Raw genomic sequence first — 15,196 nt, forward strand, 5'->3', positions numbered from 1 at the left:
CAATACAATGATCGAATACCCACGTTTCCGGCTTCGGCCGGTCAGTGCGAGAAGCTGAAGGAGTTCAAATCCCTACCCACGCCTCACACAAGGCCGCGCCGCAATGATCGTATCCAACCAAAGCTGCCCTTCTCGGAGAGCAGCAATCGGCCAATTCCGGCCTTGAGCGACCGTCGGCTTTGGGTTGTGGATTCAACCGGTCGATGCTACACACTAGACCATTCAACTTATCTTGCTGCGATACCAGACGGCAGTAGGTTTATTATCAGCTTGGGATTTTCGTATTTCGAACTGCCGTGACTCGTGCAGGGCATGCCTCCAGCTACTGCAACCGTAGCGCTTGGGCATCTGCTCTGGATAGGTACCGCCAATCCAGCGGATGGCTGCTTCCAGTCGAGTCCAGCCACCTTCGGCAAGCTTGGTTTCGGCTTCACGTAAACAGCGGCATATCCCACTGCCAGGCCAATCGACTGAGCCATCCACCCGGATACCGTCGAACACATCTTCCAATGATTGGCTCTGTATAAACGACGCTATTTTAGCTCGTGCCTCAAACAGGGTTTTGACCCAACATTGCAGATTCAGACAATGCCGATTGATGGTTTCGTAGCTTTCCTCCAGAAAACCATCCGCCGCCTGGCAACCTGATTCAGACCAGAGATCGAAACGCTCAATGAAGTGGTGAACCAGTTTATTGCGCAGGTCAACCAGCTCCTTGAGATCGGCCTTCATTGCCTCATAGTGCTCGGCTGTCATTTCCAACCGGCATCCATACCTGAGCCCGATCTGGTCACCGACATTGGCTTGTATCTGTGACTCTTCTTCATTTGGGAGCGGCGGGGTCAAAAAGCTTTCGGTCAATATCCCCATCAACGTACCCATCGTCTTATTTTGGGCATATGCGATCTTTTGCTCACGGATGATAGACAGCCGATCCGCGGCACCGCTCAGCTCGACATGCGCGACAATGGCTTTCAGCTGCCGTTCGTATTGTTGCAAGCGCAACAGACAGCGTCCGAGCTTGCGCTGCACTATATGTTGAATAGCAGGTACATCATCCGAGGGCATGGTAGTGACTTCATCCATGATTAACGACTCAGGCATAAGTGGTAGGGCTGGAGCGATTCACTGCAATACGCTTGCCCTGCCAGAAGGGCTTGCAACGCGTAAATCGGACACTTTTCAAACTCAGTGTAGGTTGAGTCAATCCACTCGGACTTTTTCAACAGAATCGGTCGAATGCGGCCGCTCACGACCCACCGCAATCAACCCGAATCCGTCTTGATGTCTGCTTGTTGTAACCGTACGCTAGCAACATTCATGGAGGATTCTGGCTGATGGCACGCGTGGGTTTGATACTGACACCAGGTTTTGCAGACTGGGAATATGCATTCATTGCTGGAACTGCGTCCCCGTTTTACGGGATCGACGTCAGGTTTTTCGCTCCTACTCCAGGGCAGTTCCACTCGCAGGGCGGGTTGGCTGTAACGGTCGATAGCAGTTTGCAACAATGCCTGGACTGGAAACCGGACGTTGTTGTGGTCATTGGAGGAATGGCCTGGGAACGTGCAGAAGCACCAGATATTCGAGACTTTCTTCATGCCAGCCGCTCAAGTGGAGCGACAATTGCCGGCATCTGCGGCGGAACGCTGGCACTTGCGAGGGCCGGGCTTCTCGACACGGCTCCTCATACCTCGAACAGCGCTGACTTCTTGCAACAGAATGCCCCGGGTTATGACGGGCGCGCGCTTTATCGAAGCAGTCCAGTCGCGGTGATTGCCGACCGCATCATCACTGCTCCAGGCCCTGCACCCGTTAGCTTCACCTGCGCCGTGTTCGAAGGTGCCGGGCTGTCTTCGGAGCTCATTGCTCAGTTCAGGTCGATGTTGGCAGCGGAACATGAGCCTTGCCCGTGCGCCGATCCAGGGCCTCCATGTCCGCTGGCAGGCTGAAGCGCAAATTACCTTGATCACTGCGCACCTGAGTGCCTTGTGGATAGTGAACAGAGCCGAAGTCGACGGCACGGTTCAAGTAGCCATCCCACATCAGCACATCACCGTCAGGCCCGGTCACGCGCATGCGCAGCCAGCGCAGTTCCATCCCCAGCAGGTGGACCGGTGTATCTTCGGACCTCGCCTCCCATCCTCTCTCGGTGGAAAACACCGTCACCGGCCCCGGCCCCGGCCAGACGATGCCGCCCAAGCGGGTGCCTGGCGCCAGCATGCATTCTTTCAGGCTCCACTCGGAAAACTTGAAATGGGCACCGAACGGAAAGTTGAACTCGACCTTGCCTGCCTCACATTTCCAGCCTTCAAGGTCGTGGGTGGACACGGTCTCGACCGTCGCGTTGCCATGGCTTTGCCACAGTTCTAGACGACGCACGCGCATCCCCATGATAAGGAAAGCCACCAGGCAGGCAATCAGCAGCCAGAGGAAAACCTCGGAGAAAATCAAGATCATGTAGCCGACCGCCATGGCCAGCGGATCGACAGGAATCATGGACGTCCTTGTAAACCTGGAAACTGACCGCGCAGAGTAATCCAGTCTACGGCGCTCTCCCAACTCGGCATGATGCCCCACGACGCCAAAGGTGGGAGCTCCGAGCTTACTGGCCGTGAGGCATAGCCCGCGGCAAGCGGCCGCTTAGGCGCAAGCCATCGCGCACGTTCAGCCCCATCAATGCAAGGTTGGTTGCCCCGGCGACGAGCTCGATGACCTGTACGACGTAGAAACGCGTGTCGAAGCTTCCTGCCGACGCCCATAAGTTGAGTGCAATTGCGCAGGGCACAAGCACCAACAGGCCATTGGCGGAGATGAATGGCATGCGTTTCTTCTTCGCGCTCACCAGGCGCCCTGGTCGAGCCCGACTCAGCAGCATTCCGCTTGCCCCGGCCAGTGCCATCACCGGCACCAGCAGCCAAAGTCCGGGGCTCACGATCAAGTGCTTGAGCTGAGCTATCGAACGCTGGGTTCCCAGGATTTCGACAAGAAGGGTCGATAGAAAGAAAGTAGCGATGCACAGCAGTGCCAGCATGCTGGCTGTCAGGTGGAGTCGTTTGAGCATGTATCGAATACCGTCAGTTAATTGGGCACGGGTTGACCAGTACCGCCGGAGATTCGCTGCACTGGAGCTGCTGCCTGCGGATGGGTGCGACTGGATCAAGTGGGTGAATAGAAAGCATGGAGACTTCCAGACTTGTAAACATGGTGACAACCTGGCACCACGCATCCAACCCTACAAAATTGACATCATCATGTCAATGTGGAAAAGTTCGCGCCATGAACAAGCCAAACCACACCCCCGCTGGACGCGCCATGACCGATCTGGTCCTTGAGCTCTTTCGAGCAAGTGCGCGAATGCTCACCGCAGGCGATCGCCTCGTTGCCGAGACAGGTCTCACGAGCGCCCGTTGGCAGCTGCTTGGAACGATCGTCAATGCCGATCGAGCGCAGCCTGTCTCATGGATTGCCCGCGACATGGGCGCGAACCGCCAGAACGTTCAGCGGATCGTCAACGATCTCGTCAAGGATGGAATGCTGGAATTTCAGCCGAACCCTCACCATCGCAGGGCGCAGCTGGTTGTGCTTACCGACGCTGGAAAACAAGCATTCAATCTTGCAATGAAGCTGCAAGCGCCTTGGATCAACGAGCTTTCGCAGGGTTTGAAGGTCGAAGACATCCAGACGACCTACCAGGTGCTGCACCAGCTGCGCAGTCAGCTTGAAGACGAGCAAAGGGACTAACCTGGCAACACCACACCATCGCTTTTTTCGATGGAACCTATTTTCCACATAAGCAAAAAAGCGATGAAAATGACCTCACCGAAACACACCTTCAGGTGAAGTCATGAAACTGCAAGCCACCCAAAAATCCTTCGCTGAACGCATCGTCCACGCCGTCGGCTTTGAAGTCATCGCCGTGCTGATCTGCGCGCCGATCGGCGCCTGGCTGCTCGACCGCTCGATGCTGGAAATGGGCGCGCTGGCGGTGATGCTGTCGACCGTGGCGATGATCTGGAACATGCTCTACAACGCGGCATTCGACCGCCTCTGGCCCGTCAGCCGGGTAGCGCGTACGGTCAAGGTCCGCGCCCTGCACGCCGGCGGCTTTGAAACCGGTTTCGTGCTGATCGGCGTGCCGATTGCCGCGCTGATGCTCGATGTGTCGCTGGTGCAGGCGTTCCTGCTGGAGATCGGCTTCTTCGCCTTCATGCTGCCCTACACCATGGCCTACAACTGGGGCTATGACCTGCTGCGTCAGCGCCTGATGAGCGCACCGGTCAGCGCGGTACAGGCACAACAAACACGCGGGTAAAGTTGTGCCGGGCTCTTTAGCATCGAGCTAAATAGTGGCATTCTGCACCCCATGGACATCTACGCAATTCGCAAGAGCAATCTGCTGCAGTTGATCGGTACCCAGCGCAAGGCCAGTTGTGCCGAGCGCTGGGGCATGAGCCCGGCGCACCTGAGCCAGATTCTCTCGACCCGCACGGAAAAAAACCTCGGTGATGAAGTCGCCCGGCGCATCGAGCAGGCCGAGCACTTGCCCGCGGGCTGGATGGATGTGCTGCAAGGCGAAGCTGGCGTACCTGCCAGCAGCGGCACGGCGCTGAGCAGCGAGTTCGTCAGCATCGCCCACTTCGACATCCGCGGCTCCATGGGCAACGGCAACACGCCGCCAGCCCATGTCGAGGTGATCCGTGAGCTGACCGTGCACCTGGACTGGCTGCGCGGCCAGGGCATCAGCTTTTCCGGCGCGCACAACCTGGCGATCATCAGCGGCGATGGCGACAGCATGGCCGGCACGTTCAACGACGGCGACGCGTTGCTGGTCGACCGCGGCATCAACGAGGTGCGCAGCGATGCCATCTACGTCTTCAGCCTCGACGGCGACCTGTTCGTCAAACGCCTGCAGCGCCTGATCGATGGCACCTTGCGGATGATTTCCGACAACCCGCTGTACCCGCCGGTGCTGATCGAGGGTGCGGCGCTGGAAAAACTGCACATTCATGGCCGCGTGCTACTAGTTTGGAACGCGCGAAGAGTATGATGGCAAAACAACCGACCGCTCTGGTCGGTTAATGAACACTAGACAACAGCAGTAGGATGTAGCGATTCCAGCAACGGATTGCTCGACCGAATCCGTGTGACTGAGATCGAATCATGAGCGGTAATCTGTGGGTGTGGGAAGAAGAAGAGCTGCTGGCCCTGCGCAAGGCATTTGCCGCACTCAAGGCCGGGCAACGCCAGGCCGACCGGGTCTCCCAGCGGCGCATGGCCGTGGAGCTCGGGGTCAGTGTGACCACCCTCAACGCCTACATGACCGGCAAGCGCGCGCTGGACATGAAGTTCGCGCTGATGTTCGAGCGCCTCACCGGCATCCCCACGCGCAGCTACAGCCCGCGCCTGGCCGACGAGATCGAAAGCACCCGGCACCACCACAAACCTGCGGTCTAGAGCCGCCGGGCTGATTGCATCCGGGCTTCGCTTGGCCCTGTGAAATTTATCTGGTAGTTTTTCATGAAAAAATACCAATAAAAATTCATGAGGTCCGTCGTGTTCAAGCAATCCGCCCAGCATGTCGCCAGCTATTACGCCCAGACCTACCCCGCCCCTATCCCTCTGCGCCCTACCCTGCAGGAACGCCTGGATACCGAGGTGCTGATCATCGGCGCCGGTTTCAGCGGCCTGCACACCGCCCTGCGCCTGGCTCTGGCCGGCAAGCGGGTGATTTTGGTGGAAGCCAGCCGGGTGGCCTGGGCGGCGTCCGGGCGTAACGGCGGTCAGGCGTTGCTGGGCTGGTCGTGCGACATGGCGCCACTGGAGAAATCCCTTGGTCAGGAACGCGCACGGCGCCTGTGGGACAGCATGCGCTGGGCCGCCAGTGAGATGCGCGAGCTGCCCGAACGCCACGGCTTTGAGGTCGACTACCGGCGCGGCAGCTTATGGGCCGCAGTCCTGCCCCGGCGCGTGGCCATGCTCCATGCGGCCCGGCACGAGGCCGAAATGAAATGGGGCTATGACCCGCTACGGGTAATCGAGCGCGACGAGTTGCCCGAGTGGATCGGCAGCCCGCGCTACCAGGCTGCGCTGTATGACGCCGAAGGTGCCCACCTCAACCCGCTGAAGCTGGCCCAGGGCCTGGCCAGCGCCATCGAAGCGGCCGGCGGGCGGATCTTCGAACAGAGCCGGGTGCTCAGCTACCGCGATACCCCGGCAGGCTTTGTCGCCCGTACCGACCAGGGCGAGATCCGCAGTGATGTGCTGGTGCTGGCCTGCAACGCCTACATCGACCAGCTCGACCGCCCGCTGTCACAACGCCTGCTGCCGGTGGGTTCCTATCAGGTGGCCACCGCGCCCCTGGACCCGGCCCTGGCCCGTTCGCTGCTGCCACAGAACAGTTGCGTGATCGACAACCAGTTCGTCCCCGACTACTTCCGCCTGACCCCGGACCAGCGCCTGCTGTTCGGCGGCGGTTGCACCTACCTGGGCGGTATCCCCAAGGACGTTGCCGCTGCCACCCGCCCGGTCTTGGAACGAGCCTTCCCGCAGTTGCAAGGCGTGCAGATCGACTATGCCTGGGGCGGCCATATCGACTGCAGCCTGCGCCGCACCCCGGACATCGGCCGCCAGGGCCAGCGCTACTGGCTGCAGGGCTTCTCCGGCCATGGCGTACTGCCAACCCTGGCCGGCGCCCGGGCGGTCAGCGACGCCATTCTGGGCGACAACCATTTGCTGGACCTGTACCAGGCCATCGACAACGGCCGCTTCCCTGGCGGCGACCTGCTCGCTGCCCCGCTGGAAGCGGCAGCCAAGGCCTGGTACCGCCTGCGCGACACTATTTGAGAGGGCCCACCCATGGACATGCAGGAAGAAATCGAAAGCCTGGCGATCCTCATCCGCGACCTGCGCAAGCATCGCAACCTGACCCTCGGCGAGCTGGCCGACCGCATCGACCGCTCGGTGGGTTTCCTGTCCCAGGTCGAGCGTGGCCTGTCGCGCCCGACCGTGGCCGACCTTACCGCCATCAGCGAAACCCTGTGCGTGCCCACCACCTACTTCTACAACCTGAGCAAGCCGCGCGAAGTGGACTGGGTCACCCGCCCCGGTGAGCGGCGCACCCTGTACTACGCCGCCGGGATTACCGACGTGCTGGTCTCGCCCAAGCTCAACGGTGGCTTTTCGATGCTCGAAAGCCACCTGGCGCCGGGCGCCAGCAGCGGTGACGGGCACCTGGACGACAGCTCCGAGCAAGGTGGTTTTGTGCTCGAAGGCGAATTGAGCATCTGGCTCGATGACGCTGAGATGCCGGTCACCCTGCAGGCCAACGACAGCTTCCAGCTGCCACCGCACAGCCAGTTCCGCTACGCCAACCTGACCGAACACACTACCCGGGTGCTCTGGGTATTCCGTTGAAACCAAGCGCAGGATCGCACGTGATGACAACAATAAAAGACTGCCCTGATCTGCTTAGTGAAGTACGCGCATTTCGCGCCGAGCATCCTCAGGTGCGTTATGTCGACCTGATCAGCCTGGACATCCCCGGGCATTTTTATGGCAAGCGCTACCCGATCGACATGCTCGAAAAAGTCGCTGCCGGCAGCGCCCTGAAACTGCCGCAGAACTGCGTTTTGCTGGGTGTCCAGGGCGGCCTGCACCCGATTGGCGACTACTGCTTCAACGACGGTGACCCCGATGCGCCACGGCGGCTGATTCCCGGCACCCTCAAGCCGGTGCGCTGGGAGAACCAGCCGCTGGGGCAAATGCTGATCAGCTCCGACGGCACCGCCGCACCGATCGAGTTCGAGCCCCGCGAAGTGCTGGCCCGGGTGCTGCAGCGCCTGGAGCGTCGCGGCATTCGCCCGGTGGTGGCCTTCGAGCTGGAGTTCTACCTGTTCGACCGCACGCTGAAAGACGGCCTGCCGCAGTTCCCCCGCGACCCGTTCAGCGGTGATCCGGACGACCAGCCGAACATGCACATCGAACGCCTGTCGCGTTACTCCGACGTGCTGCGAGAGATGGTCGAAGCCGCCAACGAGCAAGGCGTGGACGCCAACGTGATCACCGCAGAACTGGGCCCCGGGCAGTTCGAGATCAACTTCGGCCACTGCGACGACGGCCTGCGCGCCGCCGACTGGGCCGCACTGTTCTGCCGCAGCACGCGTGGCGTGGCGCTCAAGCACGGCATGCGCGCCAGTTTCATGAGCAAACCCTACCTGGACGCGCCGGGCAGCGGCATGCACGTGCATGTCAGCCTCTACGACCAGCAAGGCAACAACCTGCTGGCCGCCGATGCCCAGCGCCCGCTGCGCCATGCCGTGGCCGGTTGCCTGGAACTGCTGCCGCAGTGCATGCCGATCTTCGCTGCCAACCACAATGCCATGCGTCGCTATGGTGCCATGGTCAACGCGGCGAGCCGCGCCAGCTGGGGCTTTGAAGACCGCGACGCGTGCATCCGCATCCCCGAATCGGACCCGCGCAACCTGCGCATCGAACACCGCCTGGCCGGCGCCGATGCCAACCCATACCTGGTGCTGGCGGCGATTCTCAGTGGCATGGAGCATGGCCTGGAGGCCGGCCAGGAGCCGATTGCACCGCTCAACGACGACCGCAGCAGCGGCATCGATTTTCCCAAGGACATGCTCGCGGCGGTGGCGGCCATGCGTCATCACCCGGTGGTCAATGAGCGGCTGGGCAGTGAGTTCGTCATGGTCTATTGCGAGAACAAGCGGCAGGACCACCTGGCGTTCATGCATGAGGTGAGTGCGCGGGAGTATCGCTGGTTTCTCTAGGCTGTACCGGCCCTATCGCGGGGCAAGCCCGCTCCCACAGGATTGGTGCAAGACCTGTGGGAGCGGGCTTGCCCCGCGATCGCAATCCGGGCGACAAGATCAGCGGTAGATCTCACTTCCCGCATCCGGCGCCAGCGTGCGGAACACCAGCGCCGAGGCCATGCATGCCAGCGCACTCACGCCAATCACCAGGGCAATGTCCGCCACCCCCACCTGCTGCGCGCCCTTCACGCTCATCAACAGACTCAGCAGCGAAGCCGCCATCCCTACCGACAAGCTCATGGTCAACTGCACCGTCGCCGCCGACAGGCTGCTGGCCCGGCTGTGCAACTCGGCCGGCACATCGGCATAGGTCAAGCCGCCCATGGCACTGAACTGCAAGGAGCGGATCAGGCCGCTGGCGAACAGGATCAACACCACCAGCCAGTACGGCGTGTCGAGGTTGAAACTGGCGCAGGCGCCCAGGCTCAAGCCGGTCAACAACGCATTGAAAGTCAAGGTGCGGCGAAAGCCGAAGCGGCGCACGATGCGCACCGCCAGCAGCTTGACCACAAAGGCGCCAACGCCACCGGTAAAGGTCAGCAAGCCGGCCTGCAAGGGGCTCAGGCCAAAGCACAGCTGAAACAGCAAGACCATCAAGAACGGCTGCGCCGCCGTCCCCAGGCGGAACAGGTTGCCGCCCCAGAAGCTCAGGGCAAAACTGCGCACGCGCAAGGGTGCAAAGTCCAGCAGCGGCTGAACGCAGCGCCGGGCATGACGCACATACAGCAGCGCTGCCAGCCCCCCGAGCAGCAGCAACAGCACCACCCAACGCCGCGCCAGCAAGCCGTGGCCCAGGGCTTCAAAACCGAACACCAGTGACGCCAAGGCCACACTGGCCAGCAGCAAGCCTCGCACATCCAGGCGTTGCTGACTGTCGCCGGGATAATCGGGGATATAGCGCAGCACCAGGTAAACCCCAAGCAGGCCGATGGGCAAGTTGACCAGGAAGATCCATTGCCATGACAGCAGGGTCACCAGCAAACCACCCAGGGGTGGGCCGAGCATTGGCCCCACCAGCGGCGGAATGGTCAGGTAGGACATGTTGCGCAGCAGGTGCTCACGCGGCGACCAGCGCAGCAGGATCATCAACCCCACCGGCACCATCATCGCCCCCGCTGCGCCCTGGCACAGGCGCGCCAGGCACAGCTGCAGCAACGAGCCCGCCAGGGCGCAGGCCAGTGACGACAGGGTAAACAGGACGATGGCCAGGACGAACAGCCGCCGTGGCCCATAGCGGTCCGCCGCCCAGCCACTGACCGGCACCGCCAGTGCCGCCGCAAGCATGTACAGCGACACCACCAGGTTCATGCGCACGCTCGGGGCGCCGAACTCGCTGGCCATCTGCGGCAAGGCGGTCATGACCACGGTGGAATCGATCAGCTCCATCAGCAGCGCACAGCCGATGATCATCGGTACCCGCCGTGAGTGCCGGGTGCTGTGGCTCAGCAATGGCGCCTGCACGCTGCCCAAGTCAGAACAACCCCGAGGTCGGTGGTGGCGTGCCGGTCAGCTGCCAGGCGCCCACCGCCGCGGCTTTCCAGTGCCGTGGGTTGTGGTTGGCGACCGTGCGCGCGTTGCGCCAGTGACGGTCGAGGTTGTGGCTTCGGCCGGTGGTCGAGGCGCCGCCTACGTCGAACAGCAGTTCGGCGGCCTTGAGCGCCGATTCGGCGGCGATGTACTGCGCCTGGGCGACGTCGATGGCGGCCTGGTCGACCTGCTGCGGGTCGAGGCCCGCGGCCCAGGCACGGTCGATGGACGCGGCGGCGCGCAATACCACGGCCTCGGCGGTAAAGGCGCGGGCGGCGATTTCACCGACGCTGAGCTGCACGTAGGGGTCATCCACCGAACGCGTGGCGCTGCTGTGCTTGATCGGCCGTGCGTGCTCGCGGGCAAACCGGGTGGCATCGTCCAGGGCGTTACGGGCGATGCCGGCCTGCACCGTGGCCAGAAACAGCTGCAGGAACGGCGTGACGATGGTGCGCTTGCCCTCCTCCACGGTGCGCGTGCGGATCTCGTCGGCGTACACCAGCACATCGTTCAGGCGCGTGGTGCCGCTGGCGGTCAGGCGCTGGCCCATGGCGTCGAAATCGTCGAGCAGCTCCAGGCCCTGGCGCTCGCGCGGCAGCACGAACGACACCGGCTGATCGTTTTCGTCCAGGGCCACGGCGCTGACCCAGTCGGCGTACAGCGAACCGGTGCTGTAGTACTTGCTGCCGCTGGCGCGGTAATGCTCGCCGTCACGCACGATGCGCGCACTGATCGCGCCATTGGCGCCGCCCACTTCCCAACCGGCATTACCCAGCACCGCGCCTTGCAGGTAGCGGGCGAACCAGCGCTGGCGCTCGGCCTCGGCGCCGTCAGCGGTTGAAGACAACAGCCCCTCGATGAAGCCAAAGCCCGGACGCAACGCCTGGGCGACGTTGGAGTCCACCGAGGCGATGCGCAGCAGCAGGCCGATCACATCGCTGACACTACCACCCGGGCCGCCATAGGCCTCGGGAATGCGGCAGGTGTAGAGCCCGGCCCGGGCAATCTGGCGCACCGCTTCATAGGGCAGCTGGCGCTCGCGCTCACGTTGCGCGGCACCAGCGGCAATCAGCGGCAGGAGGTTCTCGGTATTGCCCTTGAGGTCGTCGAGGTTGCGGCGATCAAACTGGGGGACTGCAGATAAACCAGGCATGGACTTTCCTTGTGCGGATCAGGCGATCAGATCGCCAGGCGGAGAAATTCGAAACTGACCTTGCGGCCGCTTTCCAGGTGCGGAATGGCATCGAGCAAGGCACGGGTATAGGGGTGTTGCGGGCGGTCGAAGACATCGCGCACGGCGCCGCTTTCCACCGCCACGCCGTCTTTCATCACCAGCACCTGGTCGCTGACATGGTTGATCACCCCGAGGTCGTGGGAGATGAACAGGCAGGCCAGGCCCAGGCGCTGCTTGAGGTCGTCGAGCAGCTCGAGGATCTGCGCCTGCACCGACACATCCAGCGCCGACACCGGCTCGTCGCACACCAGGATCTGCGGCTGCGCGGCCAGGGCACGGGCGATGGCGATGCGCTGCCGCTGGCCGCCAGACAGCTCGAGCGGGCGCCGTTCCAGCAGGCTTTCGTCGAGGCGCACCAGCTTCAGCAGTTCGACGGCCTGCGGGCGCCACTGCCCGCGCAGGTGCCCGGCCACTTGCAGCGCCTCGAACAACACCCGCTGCACGGTGTAGCGCGGGTCGAAGGAACTCAGCGGGTCCTGGAACACCACCTGGATACTGCGGCGCAACTGGCGTTTCTCCTGGTCATCGAGTTGCAACCAGGGCCGGCCCTTGATCTGGATCTCACCGCTGTCGGGGGTTTCCAGGCCGAGGATCATCCTGGTAAGGGTGGTCTTGCCCGAGCCCGACTCGCCGACGATGCCCAAGGTGCGGCCCTTGTGCAGTTGCAGCGAGACCTTGTCGACCACGGTGCGCAAGTTGCCGTCCGGGCCCTTGAAGGCCTTGCTCAGTTGCTGCACCTGCAGCAGCGGCGCGCTGGTTTCCACCACGGGCGGCGCCACGGCGGCCAGCTTTGGTGCCTGGGGCCGGCGAAAATGCACGGCGGCGCCGGCCTTGAGCAGGTACTGGGTGTAGGGGTGCTGCGGGTCTTGCAGCACCGCCTCGACACTGCCCTGCTCGACGATCACGCCGTTGTGCATCACCGCCACCCGGTTGGCCAGGCGCGAAACCACCGCCAGGTCATGGCTGACGATCAGCATCGCCGTGCTGTCGCCGCGCAGGGATTCGAGCAGGCTCAATACCTGGGCCTGCACCGTGGCATCCAGCGCCGTGGTCGGCTCGTCGGCAATCAACAGGCGCGGGTTGCAGGCGATGGCCGAGGCGATCAGCGCGCGCTGGCGCAAACCGCCGGAGAGCTGCCAGGGGTACTGGCGGGCGCGCAGCTCAGGTTCCGGCACGCCGACCGCGCGCAGCAGCTCCAGCACTCGCGCCTGGCGTTGTGCGCGACTCAGGTCGCTGTGCAGTTGCAGCGGTTCGGCAATCTCCTTGCCCACCGGGCGCAGGGGGTCGAGCGAGCCCAGCGCGTCCTGCATGACGAAACCAATCTGCGCGCCGCGCACCCGGCGCCAGGCGCGCTCGTCGAACTGGCGCAGGTCCTGCCCGGCGAAGGCCAGGCGGCTGGCCTGCACCTGCGCATGGGCACCGGTAAGCCCGGCCAGGGTGCGCGAGGTGACGCTCTTGCCCGAGCCCGACTCACCCACCAGCGCCAGGCATTCACCTTGCTGCACGGTGAAACTGATGCCCTTGAGTACCGGCGCGCCCTGGCCGAAACGCACCTGCAAGTCGCTGACTTCGATCAGCGGCGCAGGGTGTTGGATAACAGCGGTCATAGGCGTTTACCTTCGTTGCGGCGCAGCAGTTCGCGGCCAATGGCAGTGATCGAAACCACGGTGAGGGTGATGGCCAAGGCCGGCCAGGCCACCAGCCACCAGGCGTTGGCCAGGTAGTTGCGGCCGATGGCGAGCATGCCGCCCCACTCCGGCTCCGGCGGCGGCGCGCCAAAGCCGAGAAAGCTCAGGGCGGCGCCGGCGACGATGGTGCTGCCGATGCCGATGGTGGCGAGAATCAAAATCGGTTTGATCGCATTGGGCAGCACATGCCGCCAGATCACCTGGCGCCGTGGCAGGCCGAGGGTGGTGGCCGCCTCGACATAGCCGGCATTGCGCACCACCAGGGTTTGCGCGCGCACCAGGCGCGCATAGCGCGGCACGCTGGCGATGCCCACGGCGATGATGGTGTTGAGCGCGCCCTGGCCGAAAAAGGTGATGATCACCAGCGCCAGCAGCAGGTCGGGAAAGGCCAGCAGCACATCGACCAGGCGCATCACCGCGCCGTCGACCAGCCGTGGGCCAAGGCCGGCCAGCAGCCCCAGCACGGTGCCGAGCAACAGCCCCAGCGCCGTGGCACTCAGGCCCAGCACCAGCGACGGGCGCACGGCGTATACCAGCCGCGCGAGGATGTCGCGGCCGTTCTCGTCAGTGCCCAGCCAGTGCAGGCTGCTGGGCGCCTGGAAGGCCTGGCGGGCGCTGGCGTCGAGCGGGTCGGCGGACACCAGCCAGCCCGGCTGCAGCGCCGCCAGTACCAGCAGCGCGACGAACAGCGCAGCCAGCAGCAGCCCCGGGCGCAAGGCCAGTTGCCGACGGCTGGCAAAGCGCGCCTGGGCCTGGATCAGGCCGTTGACGGGCAGCACCGCCGCCGTTGAATTGATCGGCGCCATCGGGCACCTCCATGAACTGAACGTTAGGGAGCAGGGTTCGGGATCTGCCGGTGGATCTGCTCGATGCGCGCCAGGGCTTCGCTGTCGAGCTTCACCTGCAGCGCGCCGAGGTTGTCGGCCAGTTGCGCAAGGCTGGTCTGCCCGGTCAGCGCACTGCTGACAAACGGCTTGCTGATCACATAGGCCAGGGCCAGTTGCGCCGGGGTTATCGCCAGCTCCTGGGCCAGCGCCACATAGGCGGCAATCGCCTGATGGGCGCCGGGGCTGTCGTAGCGGTTGAAGGTGCGGTACACCGACGACAGGCGCGAGCCCTGCGGCAAGGCGCCATTGAGGTACTTGCCGGTCAGCGCGCCGAAGGCCAGCGGCGAATAGGCCAGCAAGCCGATGTTGTCGCGCTGGCTGAACTCCGACAGGCCGCCCTCATACAGGCGGTTGAGCAGGCTGTAGGGGTTCTGGATGCTGACGATGCGCGGCAGGTTCTGCTCGCGGGCCTGGCGCAAGAACTCTGCCACGCCCCAAGGGGTTTCGTTGGACACGCCGATATGGCGGATCTTGCCCGCCGCCACCTGTTCGGCCAGCACCTGCAAGGTTTCGGCGATGCTCACCGCCTCGCGGTCATCTTCGCCATAGGGGTATTCACGCTGGCCGAAAATGTTGGTGGTGCGGTCCGGCCAATGCAATTGGTAGAGGTCCAGGTAATCGGTCTGCAGACGCTTGAGGCTGCCATCCAGGGCTGCCACGATGTTGGCCCGGTCATGGCGGGTGCGGCCCTCACGAATATGCGCCCCTGCCCCCGGCTGGCGTGCCGGGCCGATGATCTTGCTGGCCAGCACCACCTCGGCGCGCCGCCCGCTTTGCGCCAGCCAGCTGCCGATAAAGCGTTCGGTGCTGCCCCAGGTTTCAGCATGGGTGGGCGTCGGGTACATCTCGGCGCTGTCGATCAGGTTGATGCCGGCAGCCAGCGCCGCGTCGAGCTGGCGGTGGGCATCGGCTTCGCTGTTCTGGTGGCCCCAGGTCATGCTGCCCAGCCCCAGCACGCTGACCTGGATGTCGCTGTGGCCCAAAGTACGTTTGATCATGCTCGCTCCGTCGCGAAAGTGAAAAGGC

16 protein-coding genes are annotated in these 15,196 nt (G+C 63.5%); 8 read left to right on the top strand and 8 right to left on the bottom strand.

Going from position 1 to position 15,196, the window contains the following annotated elements; genetic code table 11:
• Positions 1–222 precede the first annotated feature (222 nt).
• Positions 223–1,086, bottom strand: coding sequence for an OST-HTH/LOTUS domain-containing protein (locus tag LOY45_RS16555; RefSeq protein ID WP_258578036.1), 864 nt, complete (start codon positions 1,084–1,086; stop codon positions 223–225).
• 251 nt (positions 1,087–1,337) lie between these two features.
• On the opposite strand from LOY45_RS16555, the gene LOY45_RS16560 reads away from it, so the two are divergent.
• Positions 1,338–1,952, top strand: coding sequence for a DJ-1/PfpI family protein (locus LOY45_RS16560; RefSeq protein ID WP_258578037.1), 615 nt, complete (start codon positions 1,338–1,340; stop codon positions 1,950–1,952).
• On the opposite strand, the gene LOY45_RS16565 is transcribed toward LOY45_RS16560, so the two are convergent.
• Positions 1,876–2,499, bottom strand: coding sequence for a hypothetical protein (locus tag LOY45_RS16565; protein WP_258578038.1), 624 nt, complete (start codon positions 2,497–2,499; stop codon positions 1,876–1,878). The two genes, LOY45_RS16560 and LOY45_RS16565, sit on opposite strands and share 77 nt — an antisense overlap.
• A gap of 106 nt (positions 2,500–2,605) precedes the next feature.
• Entirely contained in the window at positions 2,606–3,064 is a 459-nt protein-coding gene (locus tag LOY45_RS16570; RefSeq protein ID WP_233673743.1) for a hypothetical protein, read from the bottom strand.
• Positions 3,065–3,315: 251 nt separating this feature from the next.
• Here LOY45_RS16570 and LOY45_RS16575 point away from each other — a divergent pair, with 251 nt between their 5' ends.
• The 7 genes from LOY45_RS16575 (at position 3,316) to LOY45_RS16605 (ending at position 8,792) form a co-directional block, all read left to right on the top strand.
• Entirely contained in the window at positions 3,316–3,744 is a 429-nt protein-coding gene (locus tag LOY45_RS16575; protein ID WP_115087562.1) for a MarR family winged helix-turn-helix transcriptional regulator, read from the top strand.
• A 103-nt stretch (positions 3,745–3,847) separates the two neighbouring features.
• On the top strand, positions 3,848–4,315 hold the full coding sequence (locus tag LOY45_RS16580) for a multidrug/biocide efflux PACE transporter (RefSeq protein ID WP_166675695.1): 468 nt from the start codon (positions 3,848–3,850) through the stop codon (positions 4,313–4,315).
• 51 nt (positions 4,316–4,366) lie between these two features.
• Positions 4,367–5,050 (top strand): S24 family peptidase, encoded by a 684-nt coding sequence (locus LOY45_RS16585; RefSeq protein WP_115087561.1) that lies wholly within the window; start codon positions 4,367–4,369, stop codon positions 5,048–5,050.
• A gap of 113 nt (positions 5,051–5,163) precedes the next feature.
• Complete coding sequence (locus LOY45_RS16590) at positions 5,164–5,457, top strand: helix-turn-helix domain-containing protein (RefSeq protein ID WP_258578039.1); 294 nt, start codon at positions 5,164–5,166, stop codon at positions 5,455–5,457.
• Between the two features lie 99 nt (positions 5,458–5,556).
• Positions 5,557–6,846: an NAD(P)/FAD-dependent oxidoreductase gene (locus tag LOY45_RS16595; protein ID WP_115087559.1), complete on the top strand. Its 1,290-nt coding sequence runs from the start codon at positions 5,557–5,559 to the stop codon at positions 6,844–6,846.
• Positions 6,847–6,858: 12 nt separating this feature from the next.
• A complete protein-coding gene (locus tag LOY45_RS16600) occupies positions 6,859–7,416 on the top strand; it encodes a helix-turn-helix domain-containing protein (RefSeq protein ID WP_115087558.1) in 558 nt (185 codons plus the stop codon).
• 23 nt (positions 7,417–7,439) lie between these two features.
• Positions 7,440–8,792 carry a glutamine synthetase family protein gene (locus LOY45_RS16605; RefSeq protein ID WP_115087557.1) on the top strand — a complete coding sequence of 451 codons (1,353 nt, stop codon included), beginning with the start codon at positions 7,440–7,442 and terminating at the stop codon, positions 8,790–8,792.
• Positions 8,793–8,891: 99 nt separating this feature from the next.
• On the opposite strand, the gene LOY45_RS16610 is transcribed toward LOY45_RS16605, so the two are convergent.
• The 5 genes from LOY45_RS16610 to LOY45_RS16630 all read right to left on the bottom strand — a co-directional run bounded on the left by LOY45_RS16610 (position 8,892) and on the right by LOY45_RS16630 (position 15,168).
• Entirely contained in the window at positions 8,892–10,244 is a 1,353-nt protein-coding gene (locus LOY45_RS16610) for an MFS transporter (protein ID WP_233673817.1), read from the bottom strand.
• A gap of 61 nt (positions 10,245–10,305) precedes the next feature.
• Positions 10,306–11,514 (bottom strand): acyl-CoA dehydrogenase family protein, encoded by a 1,209-nt coding sequence (locus LOY45_RS16615; RefSeq protein WP_134062924.1) that lies wholly within the window; start codon positions 11,512–11,514, stop codon positions 10,306–10,308.
• A 26-nt stretch (positions 11,515–11,540) separates the two neighbouring features.
• The gene (locus tag LOY45_RS16620; RefSeq protein ID WP_233673746.1) at positions 11,541–13,202 is read right to left on the bottom strand and encodes a dipeptide ABC transporter ATP-binding protein; all 1,662 of its coding nucleotides are present in this window, start codon (positions 13,200–13,202) and stop codon (positions 11,541–11,543) included.
• Complete coding sequence (locus LOY45_RS16625; RefSeq protein WP_115087553.1) at positions 13,199–14,089, bottom strand: ABC transporter permease; 891 nt, start codon at positions 14,087–14,089, stop codon at positions 13,199–13,201. The genes LOY45_RS16620 and LOY45_RS16625 overlap by 4 nt, the downstream gene beginning before the upstream one ends.
• Positions 14,090–14,112: 23 nt before the next feature.
• On the bottom strand, positions 14,113–15,168 hold the full coding sequence (locus LOY45_RS16630) for an NADP(H)-dependent aldo-keto reductase (RefSeq protein WP_115087552.1): 1,056 nt from the start codon (positions 15,166–15,168) through the stop codon (positions 14,113–14,115).
• Positions 15,169–15,196 lie beyond the last annotated feature (28 nt).

The organism is Pseudomonas wadenswilerensis (assembly GCF_024749185.1).
GTDB lineage: Bacteria > Pseudomonadota > Gammaproteobacteria > Pseudomonadales > Pseudomonadaceae > Aquipseudomonas > Aquipseudomonas wadenswilerensis.

What these genes read in the sequence shown, in the direction of transcription:
- LOY45_RS16580 (WP_166675695.1), top strand. Translation starts at nt 3,848, where the DNA reads ATGAAACTGCAAGCCACCCAAAAATCCTTCGCTGAACGCATCGTCCAC.
- LOY45_RS16630 (WP_115087552.1), bottom strand. Translation starts at nt 15,168, where the DNA reads ATGATCAAACGTACTTTGGGCCACAGCGACATCCAGGTCAGCGTGCTG.
- LOY45_RS16615 (WP_134062924.1), bottom strand. Translation starts at nt 11,514, where the DNA reads ATGCCTGGTTTATCTGCAGTCCCCCAGTTTGATCGCCGCAACCTCGAC.
- LOY45_RS16625 (WP_115087553.1), bottom strand. Translation starts at nt 14,089, where the DNA reads ATGGCGCCGATCAATTCAACGGCGGCGGTGCTGCCCGTCAACGGCCTG.
- LOY45_RS16590 (WP_258578039.1), top strand. Translation starts at nt 5,164, where the DNA reads ATGAGCGGTAATCTGTGGGTGTGGGAAGAAGAAGAGCTGCTGGCCCTG.
- LOY45_RS16575 (WP_115087562.1), top strand. Translation starts at nt 3,316, where the DNA reads ATGACCGATCTGGTCCTTGAGCTCTTTCGAGCAAGTGCGCGAATGCTC.
- LOY45_RS16565 (WP_258578038.1), bottom strand. Translation starts at nt 2,499, where the DNA reads ATGATTCCTGTCGATCCGCTGGCCATGGCGGTCGGCTACATGATCTTG.
- LOY45_RS16555 (WP_258578036.1), bottom strand. Translation starts at nt 1,086, where the DNA reads ATGGATGAAGTCACTACCATGCCCTCGGATGATGTACCTGCTATTCAA.
- LOY45_RS16605 (WP_115087557.1), top strand. Translation starts at nt 7,440, where the DNA reads ATGACAACAATAAAAGACTGCCCTGATCTGCTTAGTGAAGTACGCGCA.
- LOY45_RS16600 (WP_115087558.1), top strand. Translation starts at nt 6,859, where the DNA reads ATGGACATGCAGGAAGAAATCGAAAGCCTGGCGATCCTCATCCGCGAC.
- LOY45_RS16585 (WP_115087561.1), top strand. Translation starts at nt 4,367, where the DNA reads ATGGACATCTACGCAATTCGCAAGAGCAATCTGCTGCAGTTGATCGGT.
- LOY45_RS16610 (WP_233673817.1), bottom strand. Translation starts at nt 10,244, where the DNA reads ATGATCATCGGCTGTGCGCTGCTGATGGAGCTGATCGATTCCACCGTG.
- LOY45_RS16570 (WP_233673743.1), bottom strand. Translation starts at nt 3,064, where the DNA reads ATGCTCAAACGACTCCACCTGACAGCCAGCATGCTGGCACTGCTGTGC.
- LOY45_RS16620 (WP_233673746.1), bottom strand. Translation starts at nt 13,202, where the DNA reads ATGACCGCTGTTATCCAACACCCTGCGCCGCTGATCGAAGTCAGCGAC.
- LOY45_RS16560 (WP_258578037.1), top strand. Translation starts at nt 1,338, where the DNA reads ATGGCACGCGTGGGTTTGATACTGACACCAGGTTTTGCAGACTGGGAA.